Source organism: Neorhizobium petrolearium, from assembly GCF_017873175.1.
Classification (GTDB): Bacteria; Pseudomonadota; Alphaproteobacteria; order Rhizobiales; family Rhizobiaceae; genus Neorhizobium; species Neorhizobium petrolearium.
In genome coordinates this window covers 284,282-308,088 of sequence record NZ_JAGGJW010000005.1, presented here as the reverse complement: position 1 = coordinate 308,088, position 23,807 = coordinate 284,282, and the positions used below count along the sequence as shown (strand labels likewise).

The window sequence follows — 23,807 nt, the reverse complement described above, 5'->3', positions numbered from 1 at the left end:
CGAAAATATCGGAGAGACCGATGACATATGACTTTGCTCTTTCTCGCCGGCAGGTCCTGCTGACCGGCACCACCATTTCTCTGGCCTTGGCCGTGCCGGCCCTGGCTTCGGAAAAGAAACCTTCCCTCAACCCAAAAGGACTTGAACCAATGACGCATAACTTTGTAACCACCAAGGACGGCGTTGAAATCTTCTACAAGGACTGGGGTCCGAAGGACGCGCAGCCGATCGTCTTCCACCATGGCTGGCCGCTGTCGTCAGACGACTGGGACACACAGATGCTGTTCTTCGTCTCCAAAGGCTATCGCGTTGTTGCCCATGACCGCCGTGGCCACGGCCGCTCAGCCCAGGTCTCCGATGGTCATGACATCGATCATTACGCTGCCGACGCCTTTGCGGTCGTCGAGGCACTCAATCTCAAGAACGCCGTTCATATCGGCCACTCAACCGGTGGCGGTGAAGTTGCCCGCTACGTCGCCAAACACGGCCAGCCTGCCGGCCGCGTCGCCAAGGCGGTTCTCGTTTCCGCGATACCTCCACTGATGCTCAAGACCGCCGCCAATCCGGAAGGCCTGCCGATTGAAGTTTTCGACGGTTTCCGTTCCGGGCTTGCCGCCAACCGGGCGCAGTTCTTCCGCGATGTCGCGGCCGGTCCGTTTTACGGCTTCAACCGTGAAGGTGCCAAGGTTCAGGAAGGCGTAATCCAGAATTGGTGGCGCCAGGGCATGATGGGCGGCGCGAAGGCTCACTACGACGGTATCAAGGCTTTCTCTGAAACCGACCAGACCGAAGACTTGAAGACGATTACCGTTCCGACGCTTGTCCTGCATGGCGAAGACGATCAGATCGTGCCGATTGCGGACTCGGCGCTGAAGTCGGTCAAGCTCCTGAAGAACGGCACGCTCAAGACTTATCCCGGCTTCCCGCACGGTATGCTGACCGTCCATGCCGATGTGCTGAATGCCGATCTGCTGGCCTTCGTCAAGGCATGAGGCAAAGGTTTGGCCGCGGTGGAATACCGCCGCGGCCAGCTCGAACCGCCAGCCGCCAGCGCGCTACCGCATCGGACGTGGTGCTGGCGAGCGTTCCGTCCGCCAGTTTAGCGCATGCGATTGCTCAGCCGAGCATCACCATATGAGCCGCGACCTGCTCCTCGAAGAATTTCGAAAACGAGGCGATGCGGGGCGGCAGTGCCTGATAGGGGGGGTAGTAAAGCGTCAGCCACAGATCCGGCGGCGCCCAGCCACGCATGATGTGGATCAGCCGTCCCGTTCTCAAGTGTTCCGAGATGTGAAATCCCGGCAGCATGGCAACGCCGGCGCCATCGGCGGCCATGTCAGCAAGAATTTCGCCGTTGTTGGCGCTGAAGGCCCGACCGGCCGAGATTGTCATACTCGATCCCCCATCCGACAGCACCCAGTTTTCCCGGCGGCTCTCGCCGCTATAGGCGAGGCAATCGTCGGGTGTCAGCTCGCTGGGATGCTGCATATCGGCGAACCGGCTTCCGGGTGCAGCGACGAGGATGCGCGGCACGACACGGATCTTTCGCCAGATCGTGAATTTGTCCGATGGTTGGGACGAGATGCGGATTGCCAGATCATAATCGTCATCAACGATGTTTACGAACCCGTCTGACAGGGAGATCTCGAAGCTCATCTTCGGATAAAGCTGTCGAAAGCCGGAAAGGATTGGCGGCAGCACTGCCTTGCCGAACCAGGTCGGAGCGCTGATCCGCAGACGGCCCTGGTCCGCCTTATGGGCATTGCGGACGTCCTTGCGGGCGGTTTCAAGTGCCTCGACCGCCGGCTGGATCTGCGCGGCAAAAACAGCCCCATCGGTCGTCAGCGATACCTGGCGCGTCGTGCGGACGAACAACTGGACACCAAGATCGTCCTCCAGGGCTGCGATTGCTCTCGTCACGGCGGCCGGGGTCATGTCGAGTTCGCGCGCGACCTGCGCAAAATTGCGCTTCTCGGCGGCCAGCAGGAAGGTTTTCAGGGCTTTATAGTCGTTCATCTCGATTATTGCAAAATCGGCAATTCATTCGACAGGAATATTGCAATTCCGCGGCGCGATCAATCCGGTTACTCCTTTGTCCAACGAAACGGACATCGGCAGCGCAGAAAGGCACGGGCCATGATCAAGGACATCAAGGGACTGCATCACATCACTTCGATGGCGTCAGATGCACAGCAGAACAACAGGTTCTTCACGGATACTCTCGGCCTTCGGCGGGTGAAGAAAACCGTCAACTTCGACGAGCCGAGCGTCTACCACCTTTATTACGGTGACGAAAAGGGCACGCCCGGCACCGTCATGACGTATTTCCCCTTTCCCAACATGATGCTGGGTCGCCCGGGGGTCGGCGAAGTCGGCGAAACCCAGTTTTCCGTTCCCAGAGGGTCGCTTTCCTTCTGGAACGAGCGCTTTGCCGCCCAGGGTGTCGGCGGGGTCGAGGCAGATACCGTGTTCGGCGCCAATCGCCTGCGCTTCATCGGTCCTGATGGTGATGGTTTCGCTCTCGTTGAGACCACCGACGACAACCGACCGGCCTGGGTCGGGGAGGGTATTTCGGAAGAGGTTGCCGTTCGCGGCTTCACGGGTGCCCGCTTCAACCTGCACGATACGGCTGCGACCGAAGAACTTCTTCGCTTCATGGGCTATGAGCGAACTGAGGCCGAGGGCAACGTCACCCGCTTCATCATTCCCGGAGGCAACGGGGCAGACAGGATAGACCTTGCCGCGCTTCCGAAGACGCCGTTTGCCCGCCAGGGCGCCGGCTCGGTCCACCACATTGCTTTCGCCGTCGAAACCCGCGAGAAGCAACTCGAGGTGAGGAAGGCGCTGATGGATACCGGTTACCAGGTGACCCCGGTCATCGATCGCGATTATTTCTGGGCAATCTACTTCCGCACGCCGGGTGGCATCCTGTTCGAGATCGCTACCAACGAACCTGGTTTCGACCGGGACGAGGATACCGCGCATCTTGGCGAGGCACTCAAGCTGCCGAGCCGCTACGAAAGTTTCCGCGCTCAGATCGAAGCCAACCTCGTTCCGATTGCGGCGTAAGATCGAGGTTTCGAACCTCATCAAGACAGAACTTTACCTTTCGACACGGCTGACTGGCGCAGGCAGCCGACCGCCGAAGGCGTCTCAAATCCAACCGCCGCTGATCGGCACCACACATCAAGAAGGAGAACCACAATGTCGAAGCTCGAAGTCCTCACCCCGGCCAACAGCCAGCTCATCTTCATCGACCAGCAGCCGCAAATGGCTTTTGGCGTTCAGTCGATCGACCGCCAGACGTTGAAGAACAACGTTGTCGGCCTCGCCAAGGCCGCCAGGATCTTCAACATCCCGACGACGATCACCACGGTCGAGACTGAAAGCTTCTCCGGTAACACCTTTCCAGAACTGCTGGCGGTCTACCCGGAGAACGACATTCTCGAACGCACCTCGATGAACTCCTGGGACGACCAGAACGTCCGCGATGCGCTGGCGAAGAACGCCGCTGACGGCCGTAAGAAGATCGTCGTTTCTGGCTTGTGGACGGAAGTCTGCAACACGACCTTCGCGCTTTCCGCTCTCCATGATGTCCCGGATTACGAAATCTACATGGTCGCCGACGCCTCCGGTGGCACTTCGTCCGATGCCCACAAATACGCGATGGATCGCATGGTGCAGGCCGGCGTCATCCCGGTCACCTGGCAGCAGGTCCTGCTTGAGTGGCAGCGCGACTGGGCACGCAAGGAAACCTACGATGCCGTTACCAGCTTGGTGAAGGAGCACTCGGGCGCCTACGGCATGGGCATCGATTACGCCTACACCATGGTTCACGGCGCGGAAGAACGCGTCAAGCACGGCAAGCGCATCGGCCCGAACCCCGCCAAGTAAGGACCCGAACAGACCGCTCCGATAATCCCGTCGGAGCGGCCTTTCCGTAATCGTGGAGATATCCCATGAAAGTCTATTTCTTCTCTCTCGGCGCAGGCCTGCTTGTCGGCATCGTCTATAGCCTCTTAAACGTCCGCTCGCCTGCACCTCCGGTCATCGCTCTCGTGGGTCTCCTCGGCATTCTCGTTGGCGAGCAGATCCTCCCGCTTGCAAAGACGCTCTGGAGCAAGGAGCCCGCCGCCGTCTCGTGGCTCCACCAGATCAAGCCGCACATGTTTGGTCACCTTCCCAAGGGTCGCGACCGTATTGATGTTGCTCACCGCGTGGATGCCCGAGTAAAGGAGCAGAGCTGATGACGACACGTCGAACTTTTCTCGGAGGGGCGTCGAGTTTGGCGTTTTCGAACCTCTTCTCAACGGCGAAAGCCACCGATCCCAACCAGACTGGAGTAGACACCATGCATCCCGACCTGATCCTGCACAACGGTCGCTTCACGACCCTTGACCGGAGGAACCCGAACGCGACCGCGGTCGCCATCAAGGACGGACTGTTTCTGGAGGTCGGCTCCGATAGTGAGATCATGGCTCTAGCCGGATCCGACACGAAGATTGTCGATCTCAAAGGCAAGCGTGTCCTGCCCGGCCTGATCGACAACCACACCCACGTCGTGCGCGGTGGTCTCAACTACAACATGGAACTCCGCTGGGATGGCGTACGCTCGCTTGCCGATGCCATGGATATGCTCAAACGCCAGGTGGCGAATACGCCCGCGCCGCAATGGGTGCGCGTCGTCGGCGGTTTTACCGAACACCAGTTCGTCGAAAAGCGCCTCCCGACCGTCGAGGAGATTAATGCGATCGCGCCAGATACGCCGGTCTTTCTCCTGCATCTCTACGACCGGGCACTTCTAAACGGCGCTGCCCTGAGAGCCGTCGGATATACCCGCGACACGCCGAATCCGCCGGGCGGCGAGATCACCCGTGATGCCGACGGAAATCCGACCGGCATGCTGCTGGCAAAGCCGAATGCTGGCATCCTCTATTCGACGCTTGCCAAGGGACCCAAGCTACCTTTTGATTATCAGGTCAATTCCACGCGACACTTCATGCGTGAACTCAACCGGCTGGGTGTGACCGGTGTCATCGATGCCGGAGGCGGTTTCCAGAACTATCCGGACGATTACGAGGTGATCCAGAAGCTCTCTGACGACGGTCAGATGACGGTTCGGCTTGCCTACAACCTCTTTACCCAGAAGCCCAAGCAGGAGAGAGGACTTCCTCAACTGGACGAGTTCGGTCAAATACAAGCAGGGCAACGACTATTTCCGGCATAATGGCGCAGGCGAAATGCTGGTCTTTTCCGCGGCCGACTTCGAGGACTTCCGTCAGCCGCGTCCCGATATGCCGCCGGAGATGGAAGGCGAGCTGGAAGAAGTCGTCCGCGTGCTTGCCGAAAACCGCTGGCCCTGGCGTCTGCATGCCACCTATGACGAAACGATCGCGCGCGCCCTCGATGTCTTCGAGAAGGTCAACAAGGACATTCCGCTCGAAGGCCTGAACTGGTTCTTCGACCATGCCGAAACCATCTCCGAGCGTTCGATCGACCGTATTGCGGCGCTGGGCGGCGGTATCGCCACCCAGCATCGCATGGCGTATCAGGGCGAATATTTCGTCGAGCGTTATGGCCATGGCGCGGCGGAGGCGACACCCCCGATCGCGCGGATGCTGGAGAAGGGCGTGAAGGTCTCCGCCGGCACGGATGCGACCCGCGTCGCCTCCTACAATCCGTGGGTGTCGCTGTCGTGGATGATCACCGGCAAGACCGTGGGCGGCATGCAGCTCTACCCGCGCGCCAATTGCCTCGACCGCGAGACGGCACTCAGGATGTGGACGGAGAAGGTCACCTGGTTCTCCAACGAGGAAGGCAAGAAGGGCCGTATCGAAAAGGGCCAGTTCGCTGACCTGATCGTGCCGGATAAGGACTTCTTCTCCTGCGCCGAGGACGAGATCTCCTTCCTGACTTCGGAGCTCACCATGGTCGGCGGTCGGATCGTCTATGGTGCCGGCGACTTCAAGGCGCTCGACGAGAACGACCTGCCGCCCGCGATGCCAGACTGGTCTCCTGTCCGAAAGTTTGGCGGCTACGCGGCCTGGGGCGAGCCGCAGGGTGCAGGTGCTCGCTCGCTACGTCGCACAGCGATTTCGACCTGCGGATGCACCCATGACTGTGGTGTTCATGGTCATGACCATGCGGGAGCGTGGACATCGAAGCTTCCGATCGCCGACCTCAAGGGCTTCTTCGGCGCACTCGGCTGCTCATGCTGGGCAGTTTGAGTTCGGCTGGTCATTAACGATGACACCGGATGGGCAGCGTCTATCAGTGCCCATCCGGCTTCATGCTACATCTATTGCGTAAAGTGCAATTAAATCGAAACAATTGATGCAATTGTTGGCGTGAATGGTTCCCGCCAATATCGCTCCATCAGAAAACGCAGCGCCGCCCTCATTGGCGGCCAAGATTGTCGGAGCCAACAATGACTGATCAGTGTCCTTCCACAACGCGCCGCCAGACATTTCTCGCAGAAATCGTCGGGGCGCCCGTCACTCGGACTGCAGCACTTCTTGCACTCTGCGCCGCCTACATCCAAGGGCCGCTCACCAAGATCTTCGATTTCAACGGAGCACTGGCCGAGATGGAGCATTTCGGCCTTCATCCGGCAGCCGCATTTGCTGTTGTTGTCATCGTATTTGAGCTCACGGCCTCCGCGATGGTGGTCTCCGGCTTCCTGCGCTGGGTGGGCGCTCTGGCGCTCGCCGGTTTCACTCTCCTGGCGACACTCATCGCCCTTCGTTTCTGGGAACTTCCGCCCGGCATGGACCGCATGATGGCGACCAACGCTTTCTTTGAACATCTCGGCCTCGCCGGTGCATTCGTCATTGTTACCGCAATCGATCTAACGAAGGGAGAAGGCAAATGAGTGCCGCAAAAACGCCAGCGAGCAGCTTCGCTCCCCTTGCGCAGCCGGTCTTCGCAGTTCTATGGGCCGCCACGGTTCTCGGCAATACCGGCAGTTTCATGCGCGATGTTGCGAGTTCGTGGCTGATGACGGACCTGTCCGTTTCGCCGGCAGCCGTCGCCATGGTTCAGGCTGCAGGTACGCTGCCGATCTTCCTGCTCGCCATCCCGGCCGGCGTGCTGACCGATATCCTCGATCGCCGCAAATTCCTGATCGCGGTCCAGCTTCTGCTTGCATCCGTCAGCATCGGTCTGATGGTTCTGGCGCATACGGGGATGCTTTCCGTCAGCGCCCTGATCGGACTGACTTTCCTCGGGGGCATCGGCGCTGCACTGATGGGACCGACCTGGCAGGCAATCGTGCCTGAACTGGTCAAGCGCGAGGATGTCAAAAGCGCCGTCGCACTCAACTCGCTCGGGATCAACATCGCCCGATCGATCGGCCCGGCGGCTGGTGGTTTACTTCTTGCTGCCTTCGGCGCGGCCCTCACCTACGGCGCGGACGTTGCCAGCTATATCGTCGTTATTGCCGCGCTGATCTGGTGGCCGCGTGCCAAGAACGCCAACGATGCACTCGCAGAAGGCTTCTTCGGTGCCTTCCGGGCCGGTCTTCGCTACACCCGGGCCAGCCGTCCGCTGCATGTCGTCCTGGTGCGTGCTGCCATCTTCTTCGCGTTTGCGAGTGCTGTCTGGGCACTCCTGCCGCTCGTCGCGCGTCAATTGCTCGGCGGAGATGCGAGCTTCTACGGCATCCTGCTTGGTTCGGTCGGGGCAGGGGCTATCGGCGGTGCATTGGTCATGCCGAAGCTGCGTGAACGTTTCGATGCAGATGGTTTGCTTCTGGGTGCGGCTGTCGTCACCGCCCTTGTAATGGGAACCTTGTCGCTTGCCCCGCCAAAATGGTTTGCCATTGTCGTCCTGCTGTTCCTCGGCGGCGCCTGGATTACCGCGCTGACCACACTCAACGGTACAGCTCAGGCTGTGTTGCCAAACTGGGTGCGCGGCCGTGGTCTTGCCGTCTACCTGACTGTTTTCAATGGCGCGATGACGGCCGGCAGCATCGGCTGGGGCGCCGTCGGCGAAGCGGCAGGCGTACCGGGTACCTTGCTGATCGGCGCCGCCGGGTTGCTCGTCGCAGGTTTCATCATGCATCGCCTGAAACTGCCTGCAGGCGACGCGGATATGGTGCCGTCGAACCATTGGCCCGAGCCGCTCGTGGCAGAACCGGTGGCCCATGACCGCGGCCCGGTCCTGATACTCATCGAGTACCATGTCGAAAAGCATCACCGCACCGCTTTCCTGCATGCATTAGACGAACTCTCCCAGGAACGTCGGCGCGACGGAGCGTATGGCTGGGGCGTGACCGAAGACTCTGCTGATCCGGAAAGAATGGTCGAATGGTTCATGGTGGAATCTTGGGCGGAGCATCTTCGCCAGCACAAACGGGTCTCCAATGCCGATGCAGACCTGCAAGGCAAGGTACTGGCCTATCATACAGGCCCGGAAAAGCCGGTGGTAAGGCACTTCCTGACGATCAACAGGCCTGGCAAAGCCTGATCGAAGACCGCAGTCCGCAGCAGGGAGAGGGGCGCAATGCCCCTCGGACCGGGCAAAGCAAGCCAGGCCCTTGTCGGTCGACCGAAGGCCAACAGTTCGCTTGATCGCTCTACTGTTGTTTCATTCCCCCGCGATGGCGGCTCTCGCTATCCTATGGTTCCTCCATCCCAGCCAGATCAGGGCGGGTGCCAGATCCTTCGGCGCACGCGCCTCGTTGAGACGGCGCGGCGCGGCAAATACGTCCTCTGCAGCCTGACGAGCGAGGCAGAGGTGGTGGGGCTCATCGAGGCGCCGGGTCGCAACTTGCCCGCCTCCTGCTGGAATTGCCCTAGAACCGCAAGGCGAGGCTCAAGATAGGCCCCTGCTGGATGACGTCGAAAACGAACCCGTCATCGCTATAGTCCACACCTGCCGCCCGATATCCCGCGATCATCGAGAATCTTTCGTTGAAATTGTAGCCGAGGGCCAATGCGACGTCCCAATCGAGATCGGCTCCGCCTCCTCCGACAAGGCCCCAGCCGGTTATGTAGACTTCGGGCGTTATCGAATAGCGACCGCGAATGCCGGCCAATCCATCCACCCAGGTTGCGCTATCACTGCGCTCCACGCCGTCAAGGAGGCCGCCACTAAACGAAATCGTGGTATCGACGGACCATACCTTGATACCGGCCACGATGTCGAGATAACCGAATGAATCCGCCAGAACGGAATAACCCGCGCCGACCAATCCGGTAAACATCTCCGTCGCAACCTCGACGTCCGAAGCCAATATGCCCAACGGAGTTGACGCCCCCACAGAGAGCTTCGCGTATTCGATATCTCCAATAATGCTGAAGCGGTCGTATCGCGCTTCACCCGCTGCCATGGCGGCGAAATCAAGATGATCGAGGACGTCGCCAAAATCGGCGTCGATATGAACGCTTGGCAGGCTGAATTGTGCAGTGTCGCCGGAAATACTCGTGCCCCAGAAATAAGGTGCGAAAGTGAACGTCCAGCCATCCTGCGCCTCGACCATGTTGGGATCCTGCGCCAGGAGGGGCGTGACGTCGGCCGCTCGGCTCGCCGTGCCAGCCATCAGATAGCAAGCGAGAGATATTCCAAATACAAAGTAGTTTGGCAAGCTTATCTCCTTTGTTCGCGGTGATCTCCCCGGGTAATCTACTTATCTTAATTGCGAAGCGCGAATGTTTAAATACTAATGATGATTTTGTCGGTTTCAATTGATCTTTACACAAAAGACAGCTTATTTTTGTATAATACATCAAGATGAACCTGTATGATACATTGCGGTATCGCCGATAAATTTGTAGGGAACTGGTGCCGCAAATTTTCTGGCTCTCGTTGCCAAGTATCTTCATCCGGTGGACTCGCTGGTGTCGTGGCACCGAGAGAAGCGGCATGATCGATATGGTGGCGAGCGTCGAACCGAGGGTGCGTCTGTTTATTAGTCCCCATGCCGGCGGTTTTCCCAAGGCAAAGGCGCCAGCACTCTTCCAAGTCAAGGCTCCGAAGTCGTCGGTGCGGATCCCTGTTCAGCGATACCCGAATCTACAGGATGCTACAGGGCTCCGCCACATCGTGGGCAGCCTGGCGTGATAGGGAAAGAATAGCCGCATAGAAAAGACTGTTTCAGGCGAGGAAGTCATGAGGGACACCCGGATATGTTGCGGTCGTTCGAATGGGCGAAACCATGCAAGGCCTCATCTTCTTGTTCTTGCGACGTTGCTTGCCTTGGGGTTGTCCTGTTCCCCGGCATCAAGCCAAAGCGCGATCGATGGGGATGCCGACAAGCTATTGCACGCGATGGCGTCTTATCTCGGTGGGTTGAAGACGCTGAGCTTCGACTACGATACCGACCAGGAGATCATTGATCGATGGGGGCAGAAGCTGCAGTACAGCGCCTCGGGTGCGGTGATGGCATCGCGGCCCGACAAGCTGCACGTAACGCGGAAAGGTCCTTATGCCGACGTTGAAGCAACGTTGAACGGAAAGCTCATTTTTCTCTACGGCCGCGGGCTCAACATATTCGCCCAGATGGAAAACCCAGGAACGACCATCGATACGGGACTTGAGGAATTCCGCATATCGACAGGACTGGACGCTGCGGGTGCCGATCTGCTGTCGGCTGATCCCTACGCAGTCCTCACCGAAACAGTCGATGAAGGAAGTTTCGTCGGCACGGCTTTTGTCGGTGGCGTGGAATGCGACCATCTCGCTTTCCGCACGGAAATAGTCGATTGGCAGATCTGGATACGCAAGGGCGAGCAGCCGGTGCCGGTCAAATATGTGATCACCTCCAAATGGGTGACCGGAGCGCCGCAATACTCGGTGCGGCTGACCAACTGGAATGTCGAGCCCAAACTCGACGAGTCGATATTCACGTTCTCTCCGCCCGCTGGTGCGAAGAAAATCGAGCAGATCGGTTCCGATGTGATCGGCGATATCACTCTGGAGGATGCGCAATGAAATCGGTAGGTCGGTGCCTGTCGGCGGCAACACTCATCTGCGGCCTGATGGCGGCGGATTACTGGACGAACGGCGCCGTAATCCCTGCGGATTTCGTGGTCTCCGATGCACAGGCGAGAGTGGGCAGGCCAACCACTCCCGGCAGCGTTGCGGGCGTGGCGCGCCGAACCACCCGTCGCGTCGTGCGCCGCTCCACCATCTATGTTGCGACGCTGCCAAGGGGTTGCTCAACCGTCGTTATCAACGGCGTTTCCATGTGGTCTTGCGCTGGAGCATACTATCAATCCTATGGTGGGCGTTATGTTGTCGTCTATGTCGACTGATGCGGGATGGTTTGCGCGAAACCAAGAGATCGAGCGTCTCCTCGACGCTGTTTCGAACGGAAGCGTTCCCGGCTATCGCGTTGACAGCAGGAAAAGCAGATTCGGAAGTCTGCTGTGCAGCATTTGTACTTTCCGGACGGGTTTCTGTGAATTTACTTTATGAAAATAGATCGTTTTATCTAAATAATGTTATTGTAGGGAAGTAATATTCGGTTGACTGATGTAATAACGATTATTTTATGATAAAATTACTAAGTCTTGTGTGGTAATGGAGGAAGACATGGTGGAAATATCAACGATCAGGGTTCTCTTGACCGCTGTCGCCTGCTCCTGTCTTGGCCTGCCCGCTCTTGCGGTGGATGCCCGCAGCGACGTCGGCACCCTCGATCAGGCGAAGGCGGAGAAGGTCTTCCCCGGCAAAAGGCCTTATTCACCCTATGCCGATCGCAGTTTCCCGACCCGACCCTTGTTCGGAGATACCCATCTGCACACGGCTGCATCCTTCGACGCTGGCGCATTCGGCGCGCGATTGACGCCGCGCGACGCCTATCGCTTTGCACGAGGTGAGCAGATCATTGCATCTGGCGGAGAGCCGGCCAGGCTGTCGCGGCCGCTCGACTTCCTGGTTGTGGCTGACCATTCCGACAATATGGGCATGTTTCCGGACCTGTTTGCCGGCAAGGCCGAGGTGCTTTCCGATCCGCAGGCCAAGACCTGGTACGATATGATCAAATCCGGGCGGGGAGGAGAGGCTGCACTGCAGATCATCATGAGTTTCAGCGCCGGGACGCTGCCGAAGAGCATGATCTATGGTCCCGAAACGCGGCCCTACAAGTCGGCATGGCAGGATACGGTCAAGGCGGCGGAAGAATACAACGATCCAGGCCGGTTCACGGCCCTCATTGGTTATGAGTGGACTTCGAACACGGGCGGCAACAACCTGCACCGCAATGTGATCTTGCGCGACAATGGCGATAAGGCCGAGCAGATCGTGCCTTACACGACGATGAAACCGCTCGGCAGCGACAACCCGCGCGACCTCTGGAAATGGATGCAGGCCTATGAGGACAAAACGGGAGGGAGCGTGCTCGCCATTGCCCATAACGGCAACCTCTCCAACGGCATCATGTTTCCGATGATCGAATCCTTCACCGGCAAGCCGGTGGACAAGGAATATGTGGAAGAGCGCGCAAGGTGGGAGCGCCTCTACGAAGCGACCCAGACAAAGGGCGATGGGGAAACCCATCCCAGGCTTTCCCCCAATGACGAGTTTGCCGATTTCGAGACCTGGGATTTTGGCAATCTGGACGCGAGCGTAGCCAAGAAGCCGGAGATGATCGAGTTCGAATATGCACGGTCGGCGCTGCGGAACGGTCTCAAGCTCGAGGCCGAACTTGGCACCAACCCCTACAAGTTCGGCATGATCGGCAGTTCCGACGCCCATACCGGGCTTGCCGCGATGGAAGAAGACAATTTCTTCGGCAAGACAACGCCGCAGGAACCGAGCCCCGAGCGGCTTACTGCCACTTTCGTCAGTAATCCGCAGACCAATATCAAGGTCATGGATTGGCAGGTGAGCGCCTCCGGCTATGCCGCCGTATGGGCAGCCGACAACACTCGTGAAGCGATCTGGGACGCGATGCAGCGTAAGGAGACCTACGCCACCACCGGGTCGCGCATGATGGTTCGTTTCTTCGGCGGTTTCGATTTCGAGCCGGCGGACGCTTCAAACCGCAATCCGGGCGCCATCGGTTATGGCAAGGGTGTGCCGATGGGAGGCGATCTCGGGCCGGCCCCGGAGAATAAGGCGCCCAGCTTTCTCGTCGCAGCTTTGAAAGACCCCATAGGGGCCAATCTCGACCGGTATCAGATCGTCAAGGGATGGCTTGATGACAAGGGTGAAACCCATGAGCAGGTCTATAATGTGGTATGGGGTGGTGACCGCAAGCCCGATGCCGATGGCAAGCTGCCATCGGTTGGCAGCACTGTCGACGTCGGGAACGCGACCTGGACCAACACGATCGGTGCACCGGAACTGATTGCGGTCTGGACTGACCCGGATTTCGATCCGATGCAAAAGGCCTTCTATTATGGCCGCGTGATAGAGATTCCGACCCCGCGCTGGACTGCCTATGACGCCAAGCGCTTCGGTACGAAACCGCTGGAAGGGACTACGATGACGATGACGGAGCGCGCCTACACGTCGCCCATCTGGTACACGCCCTGAGGGTGAGGTGCTTCTGTGTGGCTTAAGCGGGGAGTGTCGGTATTGCGGATCCTGCCAACTCGCTTCGGCGGGGCAAGCGAGCCGCGGCTCCTTGCCGGAGCCTTGCCCGCGGGCGACGCGGTCATACTCGGCCGGCAGGCCCCCATGGGTGCAATTGTTCCGGCGGCAGCTATTGCCGGTCTGGCGATCGGTCTCGATTCCGCCCCGATGGATGCGAGCGACCGGGACGGACTGGTCGCCTTTGCAGGCCAGGCTTGCGGTGTCTTCTGTGTCGCGACGATTGTCACAGGCCTGACGATTGGTCAGACGAAAGAATGGCGACGCATCGGCGTGCGTATCGCTGGTTCATGGATTTCCGCCGTTTCAGCCCTGGTGCCTACACTGTCTCTCGTCGCACATGCACAGCATGAAGCATGCGCGATTGCCTGGGTGCGCGGAAGTGCTGCGTCATGGTGAAGCGACTTCTGAAGGAACCGCTCGTTCATTTTTTTCTGATTGCCCTTGCCATCTTCGCGATGCATGGCGTTGTCGGCGACAAGAGTGTGCCGGCGCCGGACGTGATCGTTGTCACGGCCTCGAAGATCGAGCAGATGGGCTCGGTCTTCACCAAGACCTGGCAGCGGCCGCCGACGGGGCGTGAACTGAAGGGCTTGATCGACGATCATGTCAGGGAAGAGATTCTTGTTCGTGAAGCGCTGGCACTCGGGCTCGACAAGGATGACACGGTCATCCGACGCCGGCTGCGTCAGAAAATGGAATTTCTCGTCATAGACGAAGCCGATGCGCCGGTGCCGACGGATGCGGAACTGAATGTCTATCTGAATGCGCATCCCGGCGCATTCGAGACCGATCCGATGCTGGCTTTCCAGCAGGTCTTCCTCAACCCCGAGCGGCAAGGCGACGCGATTGCCAGGAACGCCGCTTCCACCCTGGAGGCGTTGGCGACGGTTCCTTCAACGGATCCGGCTTCCCTCGGCGATGTCACGCAGCTTCCGCCGGTGGTGGAATTGACCGGCAAGACAGCAATCGCCCAGATGTTTGGCGGCGAATTCGCCGAAGCGCTCGACAAGGCGTCCGTGGGCCAATGGATCGGTCCTGTCGCCTCCGGCTTCGGCCTTCACCTGGTTCGGGTGACGGAACGCAAGCCGGGTCGTTTGCCGGCACTCGGCGACGTTCGCGCCGCGGTGATGCGCGAATGGGCGAATGACAGACGCGTCGCGCTCGAAGACCGTCGCTTCGCTGAGCTTCTCAAGCGCTATGACGTGACCATCGAGAACCTTGCCGTAGCGGGGATCGTCCCATGATGCGATTCGGCACCCTGCTGGCAATCCTCTCGCTGGCATTTGTAGCGTCACCGGCGGCTGCTCACGAGATGCGGCCGGCCTATCTCGACATGCGGGAAACCGCACCCGACGAATTCGCCCTGGTCTGGAAAGTGCCGGCGCAGGGCGAGATGCGCCTGGGGCTTTATGTGCGTTTGCCGGACACTTGCAGGGCGAACGCCAAGCCCCGCAGATCGATCGAGGGCGGCGCCTACATCGAGCGCTGGAGCGCTACTTGCGAGGGTGGGCTGAAAGGCAAGGAAATCGCCATCGATGGCCTGCGCTCGACGATGACCGATGCCCTGGCGCGCATCGCCCACCGGGACGGTACGACGGAGATCTCGCGCCTCAAGCCGGAGGCGGCCACCTTCATCGTCGCGGACGCGCAGACCAGCCTCGAGGTGGCGTCGACCTATTTCCGTTTGGGCGTCGATCACATCCTCTCCGGCTTCGACCATCTGCTGTTCGTTTTCGCCCTCTTTCTGCTGATCCGCGATCCCGTGATCCTGATCAAGACGGTAACGGCTTTCACCATCGCCCACAGCATTACGCTGGCCGGAGCGTCACTGGGATATTTCAGTCTGCCGCAGAAACCGGTGGAAGCGACGATCGCACTCAGCATCGCTTTCGTCGCCAGCGAATTGGTCAAGATGAAGCCGGGCAGCAAGCGCCTTTCCGAGAGCTATCCATGGCTGGTCGCTTTCGCTTTCGGACTGCTTCACGGATTTGGATTTGCCGGTGCACTAAAGGAGATCGGCCTGCCGCAATCCGATGTACCGCTCGCCCTTTTGACATTCAATGTGGGGGTAGAGGTGGGCCAGCTATTGTTCCTGACCCTGGCTTTCGTCCTGTTGCGGGCGGTCATCGGCTTGTTCAGCATCTCGTTCGCTTTGCTGCGCACAGCTTCCGGCTATCTGCTCGGCGCGATTTCTACATTCTGGCTGGTGGGGAGGCTGGCCAGCTTCTGACCATGAAATGCGACCGCCGGCCGCTCGTTTTTAAAAACTGAGGAACGACACGCAATAGCAGCAAAAACGAACCAGGCCCTGGAGGGGAGCCATGCGACCTGCATCAGAATTTTCAATCGCAGCCTGCGCATCCGTCATGATTGCGGCTTTGGCCATCGCCGGCCACGCGGCGGCTCAGGAGGGAACTCAGGAACTGGCCAAGCAACTTTCCAATCCGATCGCGTCGTTGATAAGCGTGCCCTTTCAGTTCAATTATGATCACGGTTACGGACCTGATGATGGTGACAGGGGCTTAGTCAATGTGCAGCCTGTCATACCGTTCTCCATCAATGACGAGTGGAACCTGATCTCCCGGACAATCGTCCCGATCACCTGGCAGAACGATATTGCCGGGCCATCGGGTGAGCAGTTCGGACTAGGCGACGTGGTCCAGAGCTTTTTTCTATCGCCGGTCAAGCCGACGGAGGGCGGTATCGTCTGGGGCGTCGGTCCCGTCTTCCTTCTTCCGACGGCAACCGACGACCTGCTGGGTGGCGAAAAATGGGGCGCCGGCCCGACGACCGTCGCCTTGAAGCAGAGCGACGGATGGACCATCGGAGCGCTTGGCAATCACATCTGGTCATTCGGCGGAGACGGCAGCCGGCCTGATGTCAACGCGACGTTCCTGCAGCCCTTCCTCTCATACACGACGCCCGACGCGTGGACATTCACACTCAACAGCGAAAGCACATACAACTGGGAGGACGATTCATGGTCTGTCCCGGTCAACTTTTCGGTTGCAAAACTTATCGTGCTGGACAAGCAGCCGATCAGCTTGACCGCCGGTATCCGATACTGGGCGGAAAGCCCCAAGGGTGGGCCTGAGGGCATAGGGTTCCGGCTGGGGCTCACCCTGCTGTTCCCGAAGTAGATTTGGAAGGCGCCGGCCGGCCGCCGCAGTTCCGTTGTGCGTCGTTTTAACGATCCTATACGAGGCGACAGTGCGGGCGCCAGCCAATACGTCGACCCCCTTTTGTCTGGAGACGATCACACATGATTGCTGCTGGAGCGCCATTGGAGGACCCGGGGAATGGATGAGAATACTTCGAGTACCGGTCTTGCCTTGCTCGTTATCCGCCTGCAGTTGCTTGTCGAGCAATTCATGGAGGGCTTGCATGCGCGATATCTGGCGTGGTTGGCGGCGCCTGCGGAATATGAAGAATTCCGTGCGTCCTTAGCAGAAGCGTCGACATCCGCCTTCGCACTGGGATCCCAGATCGTTTTGATCGTCTTGCTCGTTGCTGTTCCACTTTTTCTTGCCGGTCGGCGGATCCAGAAAAGTACCGGTACAGCTTGGCGCCGCTTGTTTTTGTTGGCGGCGTCAGCGGCAACCGCTCTGGCAATCGGTTTCCTGGTTGCGCGAGCAGTGGCAACCCAGGGTCTGCCGCAGCAAACTCTCCAGCTTTGGGCCACATCTACCGTTGCGGGATGGATGGTGCTTGTTGCGCTGCACTGGTTGTTGCTGCCGTCGGTGCCCCGGGACTTTCGCCTTCGGCCGGGTCGCTTGACCGTATTTGTGCGCGACCTTTCCTTCCCTGTGATATGGGCGGTCACCGGGCTGGCGCTCATATCCACGCTGCGGCTTTGGAGCGCCGGTGCCGGCCTGGTAGACCTGTTGGGAACGGGACTGGTGGCCGTTCCGACGCTGATCCTGTTTGGCGGTGCTGTTTGGCGCCATAGGCGGACGCTTGCCGGAGCAGTGGCCGGGCCTCGACCTCGCGCCGCCTGGCGCAGTCGCTTCGCGCGATCATGGCCAGCTATAGTGATCGGCTTCATTATCTTGATTGTCGCCAACGCGCAGTTGGCCCGAACGCTGGGGGTCGCGCTTCCAGGCGGCGCGGTGATGATGACGGCTCTCGTGGTGATCGCGACGCCACATCTTGATGCGATCATCTGGGATTGGGGGCAACGCGGTCTGCAATCACCGAACATCTCCGCCGTGGCCGCTGCATGGCGACAAACGGCACGTTTTGCCGTCCTGATCGTCATGCTCGCATCATTGGGCGCGCTATGGGCAACACCCCTGGCGGTAGGGTTCGGCATAGATTTGAGGCATGTCGCGTTCGATGCTTTCAAGGTCGCCTTGATCGGGATGTTTACCGCGTTCTGCTGGAACCTGATCGGCACTTCGATCGAGCGGGTGTCGCGGGCGGATCAAATGGCTGCCGCCGACCATGCTGCGCCGGGATCCAACATGCCAAGTTCGCGGCTGGGCACGCTTGTTCCGCTATTCGGCTCTATCGGCAAGTCGTTGATCGTCGCTTTCGCGATCCTTTCCATGCTGGTGACCGTTGGCGTCAACGTATGGCCGCTGATCACCGGCCTGAGCTTCTTCGGCCTGGCCGTCAGCTTTGGTGCGCAGGCCCTGGTCAAGGATGTAGTCTCAGGTCTGTTTTTCCTGATCGACGATGCCTTTCGTTATGGGGAATACATCGAAACGACCGGGGCAAAAGGCACGGTCGAGAAAATCTCGATCCGCTCCGTCTCCCTGCGTGGCTCCCGCGGTCCGATAGCAACCGTACCCTATGGCCAGATGGGAAAGATCCAGAACTTCAGCAGGGATTGGGTCATCGAGAAGATCGCCCTTCGCGTTGCCATGGAAACCGACACCGAGTTGGTGCGCAAGATATTCAAGACGATCGGAGAGCAAATTGCAGCCGACCCGGAACTAAGCCCGAACCTGCTGCAGCCCTTGAAAAGCCAAGGCTCGACAGAGGTGGAAGACGGCACTCTCATCGTCAAGGCGAAATTCATGGCAAAGCCCGGGACGCAGTTCCCGATCCGGAAGGCCGCCATGAAGGCAATACTGCAAGCGTTCCGGGAAAATGGCATTCGTGCCGTTCCCAAGCCGTTCAGCGGCGATATCGAGCAGAGGGTTTGAGCACCGCGGGAAAAATCGGGATCGCAGGACGGCTCATTCCCTTTTGGCATCGAGTATTCAAAAGGAGATATCGTTTGGTCGAGAGTTCCATCGGTCGTCGTAATTGTACCCCACGGCGCGCCGGTCCTGGATATATCGCACTGCCTGCAAGCGAGCGGACGTGCCGCGAAGCTGTCGGCTCCATGCGGAAGCGTGCGAGCCAGGTCGTCGCTCTTCTGGTCGGCCTGGCTGTTGCCGGATGTGCGGGACGTCCCGAGGGTGTTCTTACCCCGATCGCCGCCGGCCAGCAGTCGGCATCGACCGTGACGATGCTGGTTGCCACCAGTCGAAAGCCATCAGGTGATTCCGCGACCCTGTTTTCAGGGGAACGCAGCCTGACGCTATCGTTGACCGACATCACCATTTCGATTCCACCGCATCGGTCCTCCGGTACGGTGCAATGGCCAAAGAAGTTGCCGCCTGATCCGGGCAAGGAGTTTGCGGTCGTCAGGGCGCAGAATGTGGAGCGAGGCACCGAGGCGCGCAAATGGTTTCAGAAGTATAATAAGATGGGACACGTTCTTGTCTTCGTCCACGGGTTCAATAATCGCTACGAGGATTCGGTTTTTCGCTTTGCACAGATCGTGCACGATGCCGATGCGGAGGTCGTTCCCTTGCTCTTTGCATGGCCGTCCCGTGCAAATGTGCTCGACTACAACTATGACAAGGAAAGCACGAATTTCTCGCGCACGGCATTGGAGGAGGGGCTCGGGATCATTGCGGAAGACCCTACGGTGAAGGAGGTAACCGTCATGGCCCATTCTATGGGCACATGGCTGGCGATGGAATCGCTGAGGCAGATGGCTTTGCGTGACGGAAGGGTCGCCGCCAAGATAAAGAATGTCATCCTCGCCTCGCCGGATCTCGACGTCGACGTCTTTGGGCGCCAATGGTGGGAACTTGGGGAAAACAAGCCGAAGATCACCATTTTTGTGTCGCAAGACGACCGGGCGCTCAAAGTGTCGCGGCGGATCTCGGGCGGAGTCGACCGGGTAGGACTGATCAATCCTGCAGCCGAACCATATCGTACCAAGTTGGAAACTGCCGGAGTTACGGTGGTGGACCTCACCAGGCTCAAGACCGACGATTGGCTCAACCACGGCAAATTCGCGGAGAGCCCTGAGGTTGTGCAGTTGATCGGCTCACGGCTGGTAACGGGACAGACCCTCACGGACTCGGATGTCGGTATCGGCGAGACTGTCTACCGCGCGGTCGATACGGTGGGCAGGGTTGCGGCGACGACAGTGGCCGCTCCGATCACTCTTGTAGATCGCGGGAGACGCTAAAGAATCTTCGACCTGATTAGTTGCTGCCTGAATCAAGATTTATAGTATAAGGTGAATGTTGTATATGTTGAGTAGAGGATATATTATCTGCCGGTTGACTTCCGCGTCGAGCGGCAAGTAGGCTATGTTCGGGCGAAGAGGGCATTTAACATGGAATGGGCTCATTGGCCTGCCGAGGCAAGCGATGCGCTTCGAAACGACAGGCCGGCCTTGCGAATACCATCCAGGAAGTGCGCTTTGTCGCTGTCGGAGAAGTTTCGCTTTTTCAATTCGGCGTCGATCTTGTCCAGAAAGTCTGATTTCGTGGCGTAGAAGCGGCCCGCGCTTGTTTGCGCTTCTTTCATCATTCCACTCTGAGCATAGGTTGCCGCGGCGATCAGGTGCGGCAATGGATTGTCGACGTTTTCGACACGACGAATGAGATCTGCCGCAATGGCATAGTGTCCGAGCAGATAATTAATCATCGCCAGTGACGTCAGGTAGTAGTTGGCGTTGCTGGGATTGTCTGCGAGCGCCTTCTCGATCAGGGCCGCTCCCTCTGCCAGGGAGCCCGATGCGGCCAGACGAATGCCGAACTCGCCGGTGAGTTCCATGTCGTTCGGATTAAGGGCCAATGCCTCGCGCCCCGTCTGTAAACCCATCTCGACATTGTCCATCAGGAAATAGATTGTCATCAAGGCTTGTTGAGCCCGAATATTGTTCGGATCAAGTGAGATTGCGGTACGTGAGGCCGCAAACGCGCGTTCCAGAGAGGTCGGGTCTTTGGGGACATCGCTGGGGCCAAAGCGCTCCTCATCCAGGAGAACGGCGGCCAGCAAAGCCCAGGCCGTGGCATACTCGGGAAACCTCTCCACGGATTTCTCAAGACAGCTCAAAATATCAGGGCGTCGGCTCCCATCGAGCTGTTGCCTGTAGCCGTAGTAAGACATCAGGCAGGTATAGGCCTCGGTGTCGCTGCTGGAAGTCGACTTCAGACGCACGAAATTTTCACGAGCGATGACTCCATACGCTTGGCCGATTTCCGTTGCGACCCTGTCGGCGACATATTTCTGGAAGTTGACGGGGTTCCCGACGTCGACCTCACCATCATAAGTTCGAGTCCACAGAACTTCTCCACTTGATCCATCCAAAAGGTTCACTATCAGGTGGAGATGGGTTCCCGAGGTATGTATGGACCCGCCCAGGTCAAAGATACCGCCGCTGGCCGGAACTTGTTCATAAGTCTCCTTTGTAGGCGCGGTGATTACGATTATATCCTTGAATCTGGCGAGCCGACTTGCAATTTCAGCAGACACTCCGCGGGCATATACCGTCGAATGATCCTTGATGCCAAGATCTTCGAACTCTCTGATAAACACCCGCGGCGCATATTCGACATAGCTGGCCGGCTGGTCCGATGCATTCCAATTGTAATAACCTGTTGCACCCACGGCCAGGGAAGCGGCCAGCGCTCCAAGTATCGTCATCTTCCGGTTCAGGTGGGGAACTTCAGCTTGCGCGTCAGGTCGTTGTCCGGACTCATTGGCGGCCCGTGAGCCGCCCGTGTTCTGTGTCAGGCGCCGAGCGAAGCGCGGTATATAGCAGCCTTTTGGAACGCTGATGAGAATGGGATCCGCTTGGCCAGCGATCAGATAATAACGCTCAAGTGCGCGGCGGATTCGACCCGCCTCAATGCGGACAACCGGATCGTTCTGAGCATCGAATGATTGACTGCGGCCAAATACCTCGATTGCAATGGAGTAGGCCTTTATTCGGTCTGACCTGCCTGCAAGCGTCTCATCCACCAGATATTTAAGGAACTTCTTTGCACGGTCGGGAACGGCAAGTTCTTCGCTTGCCAGGATGCGATCCAGTTGATCCTTTACATCAAGAACGAAGCGCTCTGGCTCCAGCGTATCCTCCAGAACGAAACCAGCCAACGGCGCAGCGCCGAGTAAACGGACTGAGGGACCGTGCTCCACCATGTTCGCTGCCCTCCCTCGAATAGCCAATTCACGTCGGCTATGATAGGCAGCACCATCTTACGAAAGTGCAGCCTTTATCCTCCTGTCGTTTCTGATGCCTTACTTTAGCAATCTCTGCAATTAGGAAATATCCTTACTGCCCGATGTCTGAGCATTACGAGGCGAGTCTTTCCGCACCTGCTTCGGCACGCCATGGCTACGAAACTGCTGTAGCTCGACTTGGATATCAGCGACGTGCAGCGCTGGCTGAAGGAACGGGTTCCCGCTATGATAAGTTTGGTGCGATTTAGGCTCGTACGGCTGACCGTCTCCATTCGTGGCATCCATCCCCACAGCACGGTTCCGGCGGAGAATCCTCCAGTTCACCCCCCTCATCAAAGGCAGCCAAAGAAGCATAGGCCAGGCCCCGCAGTTCCGACGGCACCGCCAAGCCTTCGGCTCCCGGATGAGGCCGTGCCTCTGATTTTCGAAGGCGTAGACCTTCTTCTTGTCAGCCTTCATGACGACCACCAGCCAGTTGCGGCGCTCGGTCCCAGGAGCAACAGAACGAAAGCGACGAGAAGCGAGGCAAGGACCGCATCTATGTTTCGAGACTGCCTGATCATGGGACTTCTCCTATGGAGGTACGCGTTTAACACGGCGGAAGCCCACATGGCTTGCAATGCGCTTGGCGAGCACGGCTGGTTGCCTAAAACAGCAGAGCGCAAATGTCGAAAATGTACATGACTGATCACCGCTGGTTATCTCCTCAGTACCGGGAGCGATTATGCGGGCGATGATCTTTGCCTTAAACGGGTAGCAGGGAGGACCCTCATGAAAACGATCTTCGTCCTTTTTGACTCGCTCAACCGCGACGCTCTTGGCTGTTATGGCGGAACCGGCATCGCCACGCCCAATTTCGACCGGTTCGCCGAGCGCTGAGTTACCTTCGACAGACACTATGCCGGCTCGCTGCCCTGCATGCCGGCACGGCGCGATCTGCATTCCGGCCGGCTTAACTTCATGCACCGCTCCTGGGGACCTCTGGAGCCATACGACAATTCGTTCGCGCAGATCATGAAGCGGAAGGGCGTCTATACCCACCTGATCACCGATCACCTGCACTACTTCGAAGATGGCGGGCATGGTTTTCACACGAAATTTTCGAGCTACGACTATATCCGCGGGCAGGAATACGATCCTTAGGTTCCGATGGTCGCGCCGCCGCTGGACATGATCGCCGAGAAATTCGACCAGCGGCATTACAATGTCAAAAAGCCGAGCAAGCGGCTGCAGCATGCGATCAACCGGACTGAGATGCAGCAGGAGCAGGACATGCCCGGTCCGCGCTGCTTTGCCTCGGCCTTTGATTTCCTTGACCGCAACCGGATGGCCGACAATTGGTTCCTGATGCTCGAATGCTTCGATCCACATGAGCCTTTCCATGCGGCGGATCGCTTCAAGGAACTGTATGCGACAGGTTATCAGGGCAGTATCCTGGACTGGCCGCATTACGACAGGGTGGCCGAAAATCCGGAAGAGATGACCGAAATCCGCGCGAATTATGCGGCGCTTGTGGCGATGTGCAACGACTATTTCGGCAAGCTGCTCGACTACATGGACGAACACCATATGTGGGACGACACCTGCGTCGTGCTGAGCACCGACCATGGGTTCCTCCTGTCGGAACATGGTTGGTGGGGCAAGATCCGCATGCCCTATTACGAAGAGATCTCCCATATTCCGCTGATGATACATCACCCGGATTTCAAGAACCGGGCAGGAGAACACCGGCTGAGCCTGACCCAGACCGGCGATCTGATGCCGACCTTCCTGGATTTTTAGTA

General features: G+C 58.6%; 20 protein-coding genes and 1 pseudogene. 18 read left to right on the top strand and 3 right to left on the bottom strand.

The genetic code is table 11. From position 1 onward, the window contains the following. Positions 1-20: 20 nt before the first annotated feature. Positions 21-992, top strand: coding sequence for an alpha/beta fold hydrolase (locus tag J2046_RS11930; protein ID WP_210051965.1), 972 nt, complete (start codon positions 21-23; stop codon positions 990-992). Between the two features lie 124 nt (positions 993-1,116). Here the strand turns inward: J2046_RS11930 and J2046_RS11925 are convergent, their stop codons facing one another. After that, on the bottom strand, positions 1,117-2,016 hold the full coding sequence (locus tag J2046_RS11925) for a LysR family transcriptional regulator (RefSeq protein WP_210051963.1): 900 nt from the start codon (positions 2,014-2,016) through the stop codon (positions 1,117-1,119). A gap of 120 nt (positions 2,017-2,136) precedes the next feature. On the opposite strand from J2046_RS11925, the gene J2046_RS11920 reads away from it, so the two are divergent. The 6 genes and pseudogenes from J2046_RS11920 (at position 2,137) to J2046_RS11895 (ending at position 8,466) form a co-directional block, all read left to right on the top strand. Continuing rightward, positions 2,137-3,069 (top strand): VOC family protein, encoded by a 933-nt coding sequence (locus tag J2046_RS11920; RefSeq protein WP_210051961.1) that lies wholly within the window; start codon positions 2,137-2,139, stop codon positions 3,067-3,069. Positions 3,070-3,204: 135 nt separating this feature from the next. Next, positions 3,205-3,894 (top strand): hydrolase, encoded by a 690-nt coding sequence (locus J2046_RS11915; protein ID WP_210051960.1) that lies wholly within the window; start codon positions 3,205-3,207, stop codon positions 3,892-3,894. Between the two features lie 65 nt (positions 3,895-3,959). Further along, the gene (locus J2046_RS11910; RefSeq protein ID WP_210051958.1) at positions 3,960-4,247 is read left to right on the top strand and encodes a XapX domain-containing protein; all 288 of its coding nucleotides are present in this window, start codon (positions 3,960-3,962) and stop codon (positions 4,245-4,247) included. Continuing rightward, a pseudogene (locus J2046_RS11905) lies at positions 4,247-6,227 on the top strand (amidohydrolase). The gene J2046_RS11910 and the pseudogene J2046_RS11905 overlap by 1 nt, the downstream one beginning before the upstream one ends. A gap of 200 nt (positions 6,228-6,427) precedes the next feature. Further along, a complete protein-coding gene (locus J2046_RS11900) occupies positions 6,428-6,871 on the top strand; it encodes a DoxX family protein (protein ID WP_210051956.1) in 444 nt (147 codons plus the stop codon). Continuing rightward, the gene (locus J2046_RS11895; protein ID WP_210051953.1) at positions 6,868-8,466 is read left to right on the top strand and encodes an MFS transporter; all 1,599 of its coding nucleotides are present in this window, start codon (positions 6,868-6,870) and stop codon (positions 8,464-8,466) included. Before J2046_RS11900 ends, J2046_RS11895 begins: the two co-directional genes overlap by 4 nt. A 328-nt stretch (positions 8,467-8,794) precedes the next feature. Here J2046_RS11895 and J2046_RS11890 read toward each other — a convergent pair whose 3' ends face one another. Beyond that, a complete protein-coding gene (locus J2046_RS11890) occupies positions 8,795-9,541 on the bottom strand; it encodes a hypothetical protein (protein WP_210052185.1) in 747 nt (248 codons plus the stop codon). A 569-nt stretch (positions 9,542-10,110) separates the two neighbouring features. Here J2046_RS11890 and J2046_RS11885 point away from each other — a divergent pair. From J2046_RS11885 to J2046_RS11845, 9 genes are all read left to right on the top strand, one after another. Continuing rightward, positions 10,111-10,932 carry a DUF2092 domain-containing protein gene (locus J2046_RS11885; protein ID WP_210051951.1) on the top strand — a complete coding sequence of 274 codons (822 nt, stop codon included), beginning with the start codon at positions 10,111-10,113 and terminating at the stop codon, positions 10,930-10,932. Then, on the top strand, positions 10,929-11,255 hold the full coding sequence (locus J2046_RS11880) for a hypothetical protein (RefSeq protein ID WP_210051949.1): 327 nt from the start codon (positions 10,929-10,931) through the stop codon (positions 11,253-11,255). Before J2046_RS11885 ends, J2046_RS11880 begins: the two co-directional genes overlap by 4 nt. Before the next feature lie 280 nt (positions 11,256-11,535). Beyond that, on the top strand, positions 11,536-13,482 hold the full coding sequence (locus J2046_RS11875) for a DUF3604 domain-containing protein (RefSeq protein WP_210051947.1): 1,947 nt from the start codon (positions 11,536-11,538) through the stop codon (positions 13,480-13,482). Positions 13,483-13,626: 144 nt separating this feature from the next. Further along, entirely contained in the window at positions 13,627-13,938 is a 312-nt protein-coding gene (locus J2046_RS11870) for a hypothetical protein (RefSeq protein ID WP_210051945.1), read from the top strand. Beyond that, positions 13,932-14,786, top strand: a complete 855-nt coding sequence (locus tag J2046_RS11865; protein ID WP_233469710.1) for a peptidyl-prolyl cis-trans isomerase — start codon at positions 13,932-13,934, stop codon at positions 14,784-14,786. Before J2046_RS11870 ends, J2046_RS11865 begins: the two co-directional genes overlap by 7 nt. Next, positions 14,783-15,772, top strand: a complete 990-nt coding sequence (locus J2046_RS11860) for a HupE/UreJ family protein (protein ID WP_210051943.1) — start codon at positions 14,783-14,785, stop codon at positions 15,770-15,772. Before J2046_RS11865 ends, J2046_RS11860 begins: the two co-directional genes overlap by 4 nt. A 136-nt stretch (positions 15,773-15,908) precedes the next feature. Beyond that, positions 15,909-16,682, top strand: coding sequence for a transporter (locus J2046_RS11855; protein ID WP_233469727.1), 774 nt, complete (start codon positions 15,909-15,911; stop codon positions 16,680-16,682). A gap of 159 nt (positions 16,683-16,841) precedes the next feature. Then, entirely contained in the window at positions 16,842-18,692 is a 1,851-nt protein-coding gene (locus J2046_RS11850) for a mechanosensitive ion channel family protein (RefSeq protein ID WP_210051939.1), read from the top strand. Positions 18,693-18,874: 182 nt separating this feature from the next. Further along, positions 18,875-20,017, top strand: a complete 1,143-nt coding sequence (locus J2046_RS11845; RefSeq protein WP_210051938.1) for an alpha/beta hydrolase — start codon at positions 18,875-18,877, stop codon at positions 20,015-20,017. Positions 20,018-20,178: 161 nt separating this feature from the next. Here the strand turns inward: J2046_RS11845 and J2046_RS11840 are convergent, their stop codons facing one another. Then, positions 20,179-21,981 carry a hypothetical protein gene (locus J2046_RS11840; RefSeq protein WP_210051936.1) on the bottom strand — a complete coding sequence of 601 codons (1,803 nt, stop codon included), beginning with the start codon at positions 21,979-21,981 and terminating at the stop codon, positions 20,179-20,181. A 960-nt stretch (positions 21,982-22,941) separates the two neighbouring features. Between J2046_RS11840 and J2046_RS34235 the strand changes: the two genes are divergently transcribed. Together J2046_RS34235 and J2046_RS34230 are read left to right on the top strand one after the other, a co-directional pair. Continuing rightward, entirely contained in the window at positions 22,942-23,166 is a 225-nt protein-coding gene (locus J2046_RS34235) for an alkaline phosphatase family protein (RefSeq protein WP_325169750.1), read from the top strand. 6 nt (positions 23,167-23,172) lie between these two features. Further along, positions 23,173-23,805: a sulfatase-like hydrolase/transferase gene (locus J2046_RS34230; protein WP_325169749.1), complete on the top strand. Its 633-nt coding sequence runs from the start codon at positions 23,173-23,175 to the stop codon at positions 23,803-23,805. The last annotated feature ends 2 nt before the right edge of the window (positions 23,806-23,807 follow it).

Coding starts and splice junctions, on each gene's coding strand:
- J2046_RS11930 (WP_210051965.1), top strand. CDS start 21: ATGACATATGACTTTGCTCTTTCTCGCCGGCAGGTCCTGCTGACCGGC.
- J2046_RS11900 (WP_210051956.1), top strand. CDS start 6,428: ATGACTGATCAGTGTCCTTCCACAACGCGCCGCCAGACATTTCTCGCA.
- J2046_RS11865 (WP_233469710.1), top strand. CDS start 13,932: ATGGTGAAGCGACTTCTGAAGGAACCGCTCGTTCATTTTTTTCTGATT.
- J2046_RS11885 (WP_210051951.1), top strand. CDS start 10,111: ATGAGGGACACCCGGATATGTTGCGGTCGTTCGAATGGGCGAAACCAT.
- J2046_RS11880 (WP_210051949.1), top strand. CDS start 10,929: ATGAAATCGGTAGGTCGGTGCCTGTCGGCGGCAACACTCATCTGCGGC.
- J2046_RS34230 (WP_325169749.1), top strand. CDS start 23,173: ATGGTCGCGCCGCCGCTGGACATGATCGCCGAGAAATTCGACCAGCGG.
- J2046_RS11915 (WP_210051960.1), top strand. CDS start 3,205: ATGTCGAAGCTCGAAGTCCTCACCCCGGCCAACAGCCAGCTCATCTTC.
- J2046_RS11840 (WP_210051936.1), bottom strand. CDS start 21,981: ATGGTGGAGCACGGTCCCTCAGTCCGTTTACTCGGCGCTGCGCCGTTG.
- J2046_RS11850 (WP_210051939.1), top strand. CDS start 16,842: ATGGATGAGAATACTTCGAGTACCGGTCTTGCCTTGCTCGTTATCCGC.
- J2046_RS11890 (WP_210052185.1), bottom strand. CDS start 9,541: ATGGCTGGCACGGCGAGCCGAGCGGCCGACGTCACGCCCCTCCTGGCG.
- J2046_RS11870 (WP_210051945.1), top strand. CDS start 13,627: ATGGGTGCAATTGTTCCGGCGGCAGCTATTGCCGGTCTGGCGATCGGT.
- J2046_RS11875 (WP_210051947.1), top strand. CDS start 11,536: ATGGTGGAAATATCAACGATCAGGGTTCTCTTGACCGCTGTCGCCTGC.
- J2046_RS11920 (WP_210051961.1), top strand. CDS start 2,137: ATGATCAAGGACATCAAGGGACTGCATCACATCACTTCGATGGCGTCA.
- J2046_RS11845 (WP_210051938.1), top strand. CDS start 18,875: ATGCGGAAGCGTGCGAGCCAGGTCGTCGCTCTTCTGGTCGGCCTGGCT.
- J2046_RS11895 (WP_210051953.1), top strand. CDS start 6,868: ATGAGTGCCGCAAAAACGCCAGCGAGCAGCTTCGCTCCCCTTGCGCAG.
- J2046_RS11855 (WP_233469727.1), top strand. CDS start 15,909: ATGATTGCGGCTTTGGCCATCGCCGGCCACGCGGCGGCTCAGGAGGGA.
- J2046_RS34235 (WP_325169750.1), top strand. CDS start 22,942: ATGCCGGCACGGCGCGATCTGCATTCCGGCCGGCTTAACTTCATGCAC.
- J2046_RS11910 (WP_210051958.1), top strand. CDS start 3,960: ATGAAAGTCTATTTCTTCTCTCTCGGCGCAGGCCTGCTTGTCGGCATC.
- J2046_RS11925 (WP_210051963.1), bottom strand. CDS start 2,016: ATGAACGACTATAAAGCCCTGAAAACCTTCCTGCTGGCCGCCGAGAAG.
- J2046_RS11860 (WP_210051943.1), top strand. CDS start 14,783: ATGATGCGATTCGGCACCCTGCTGGCAATCCTCTCGCTGGCATTTGTA.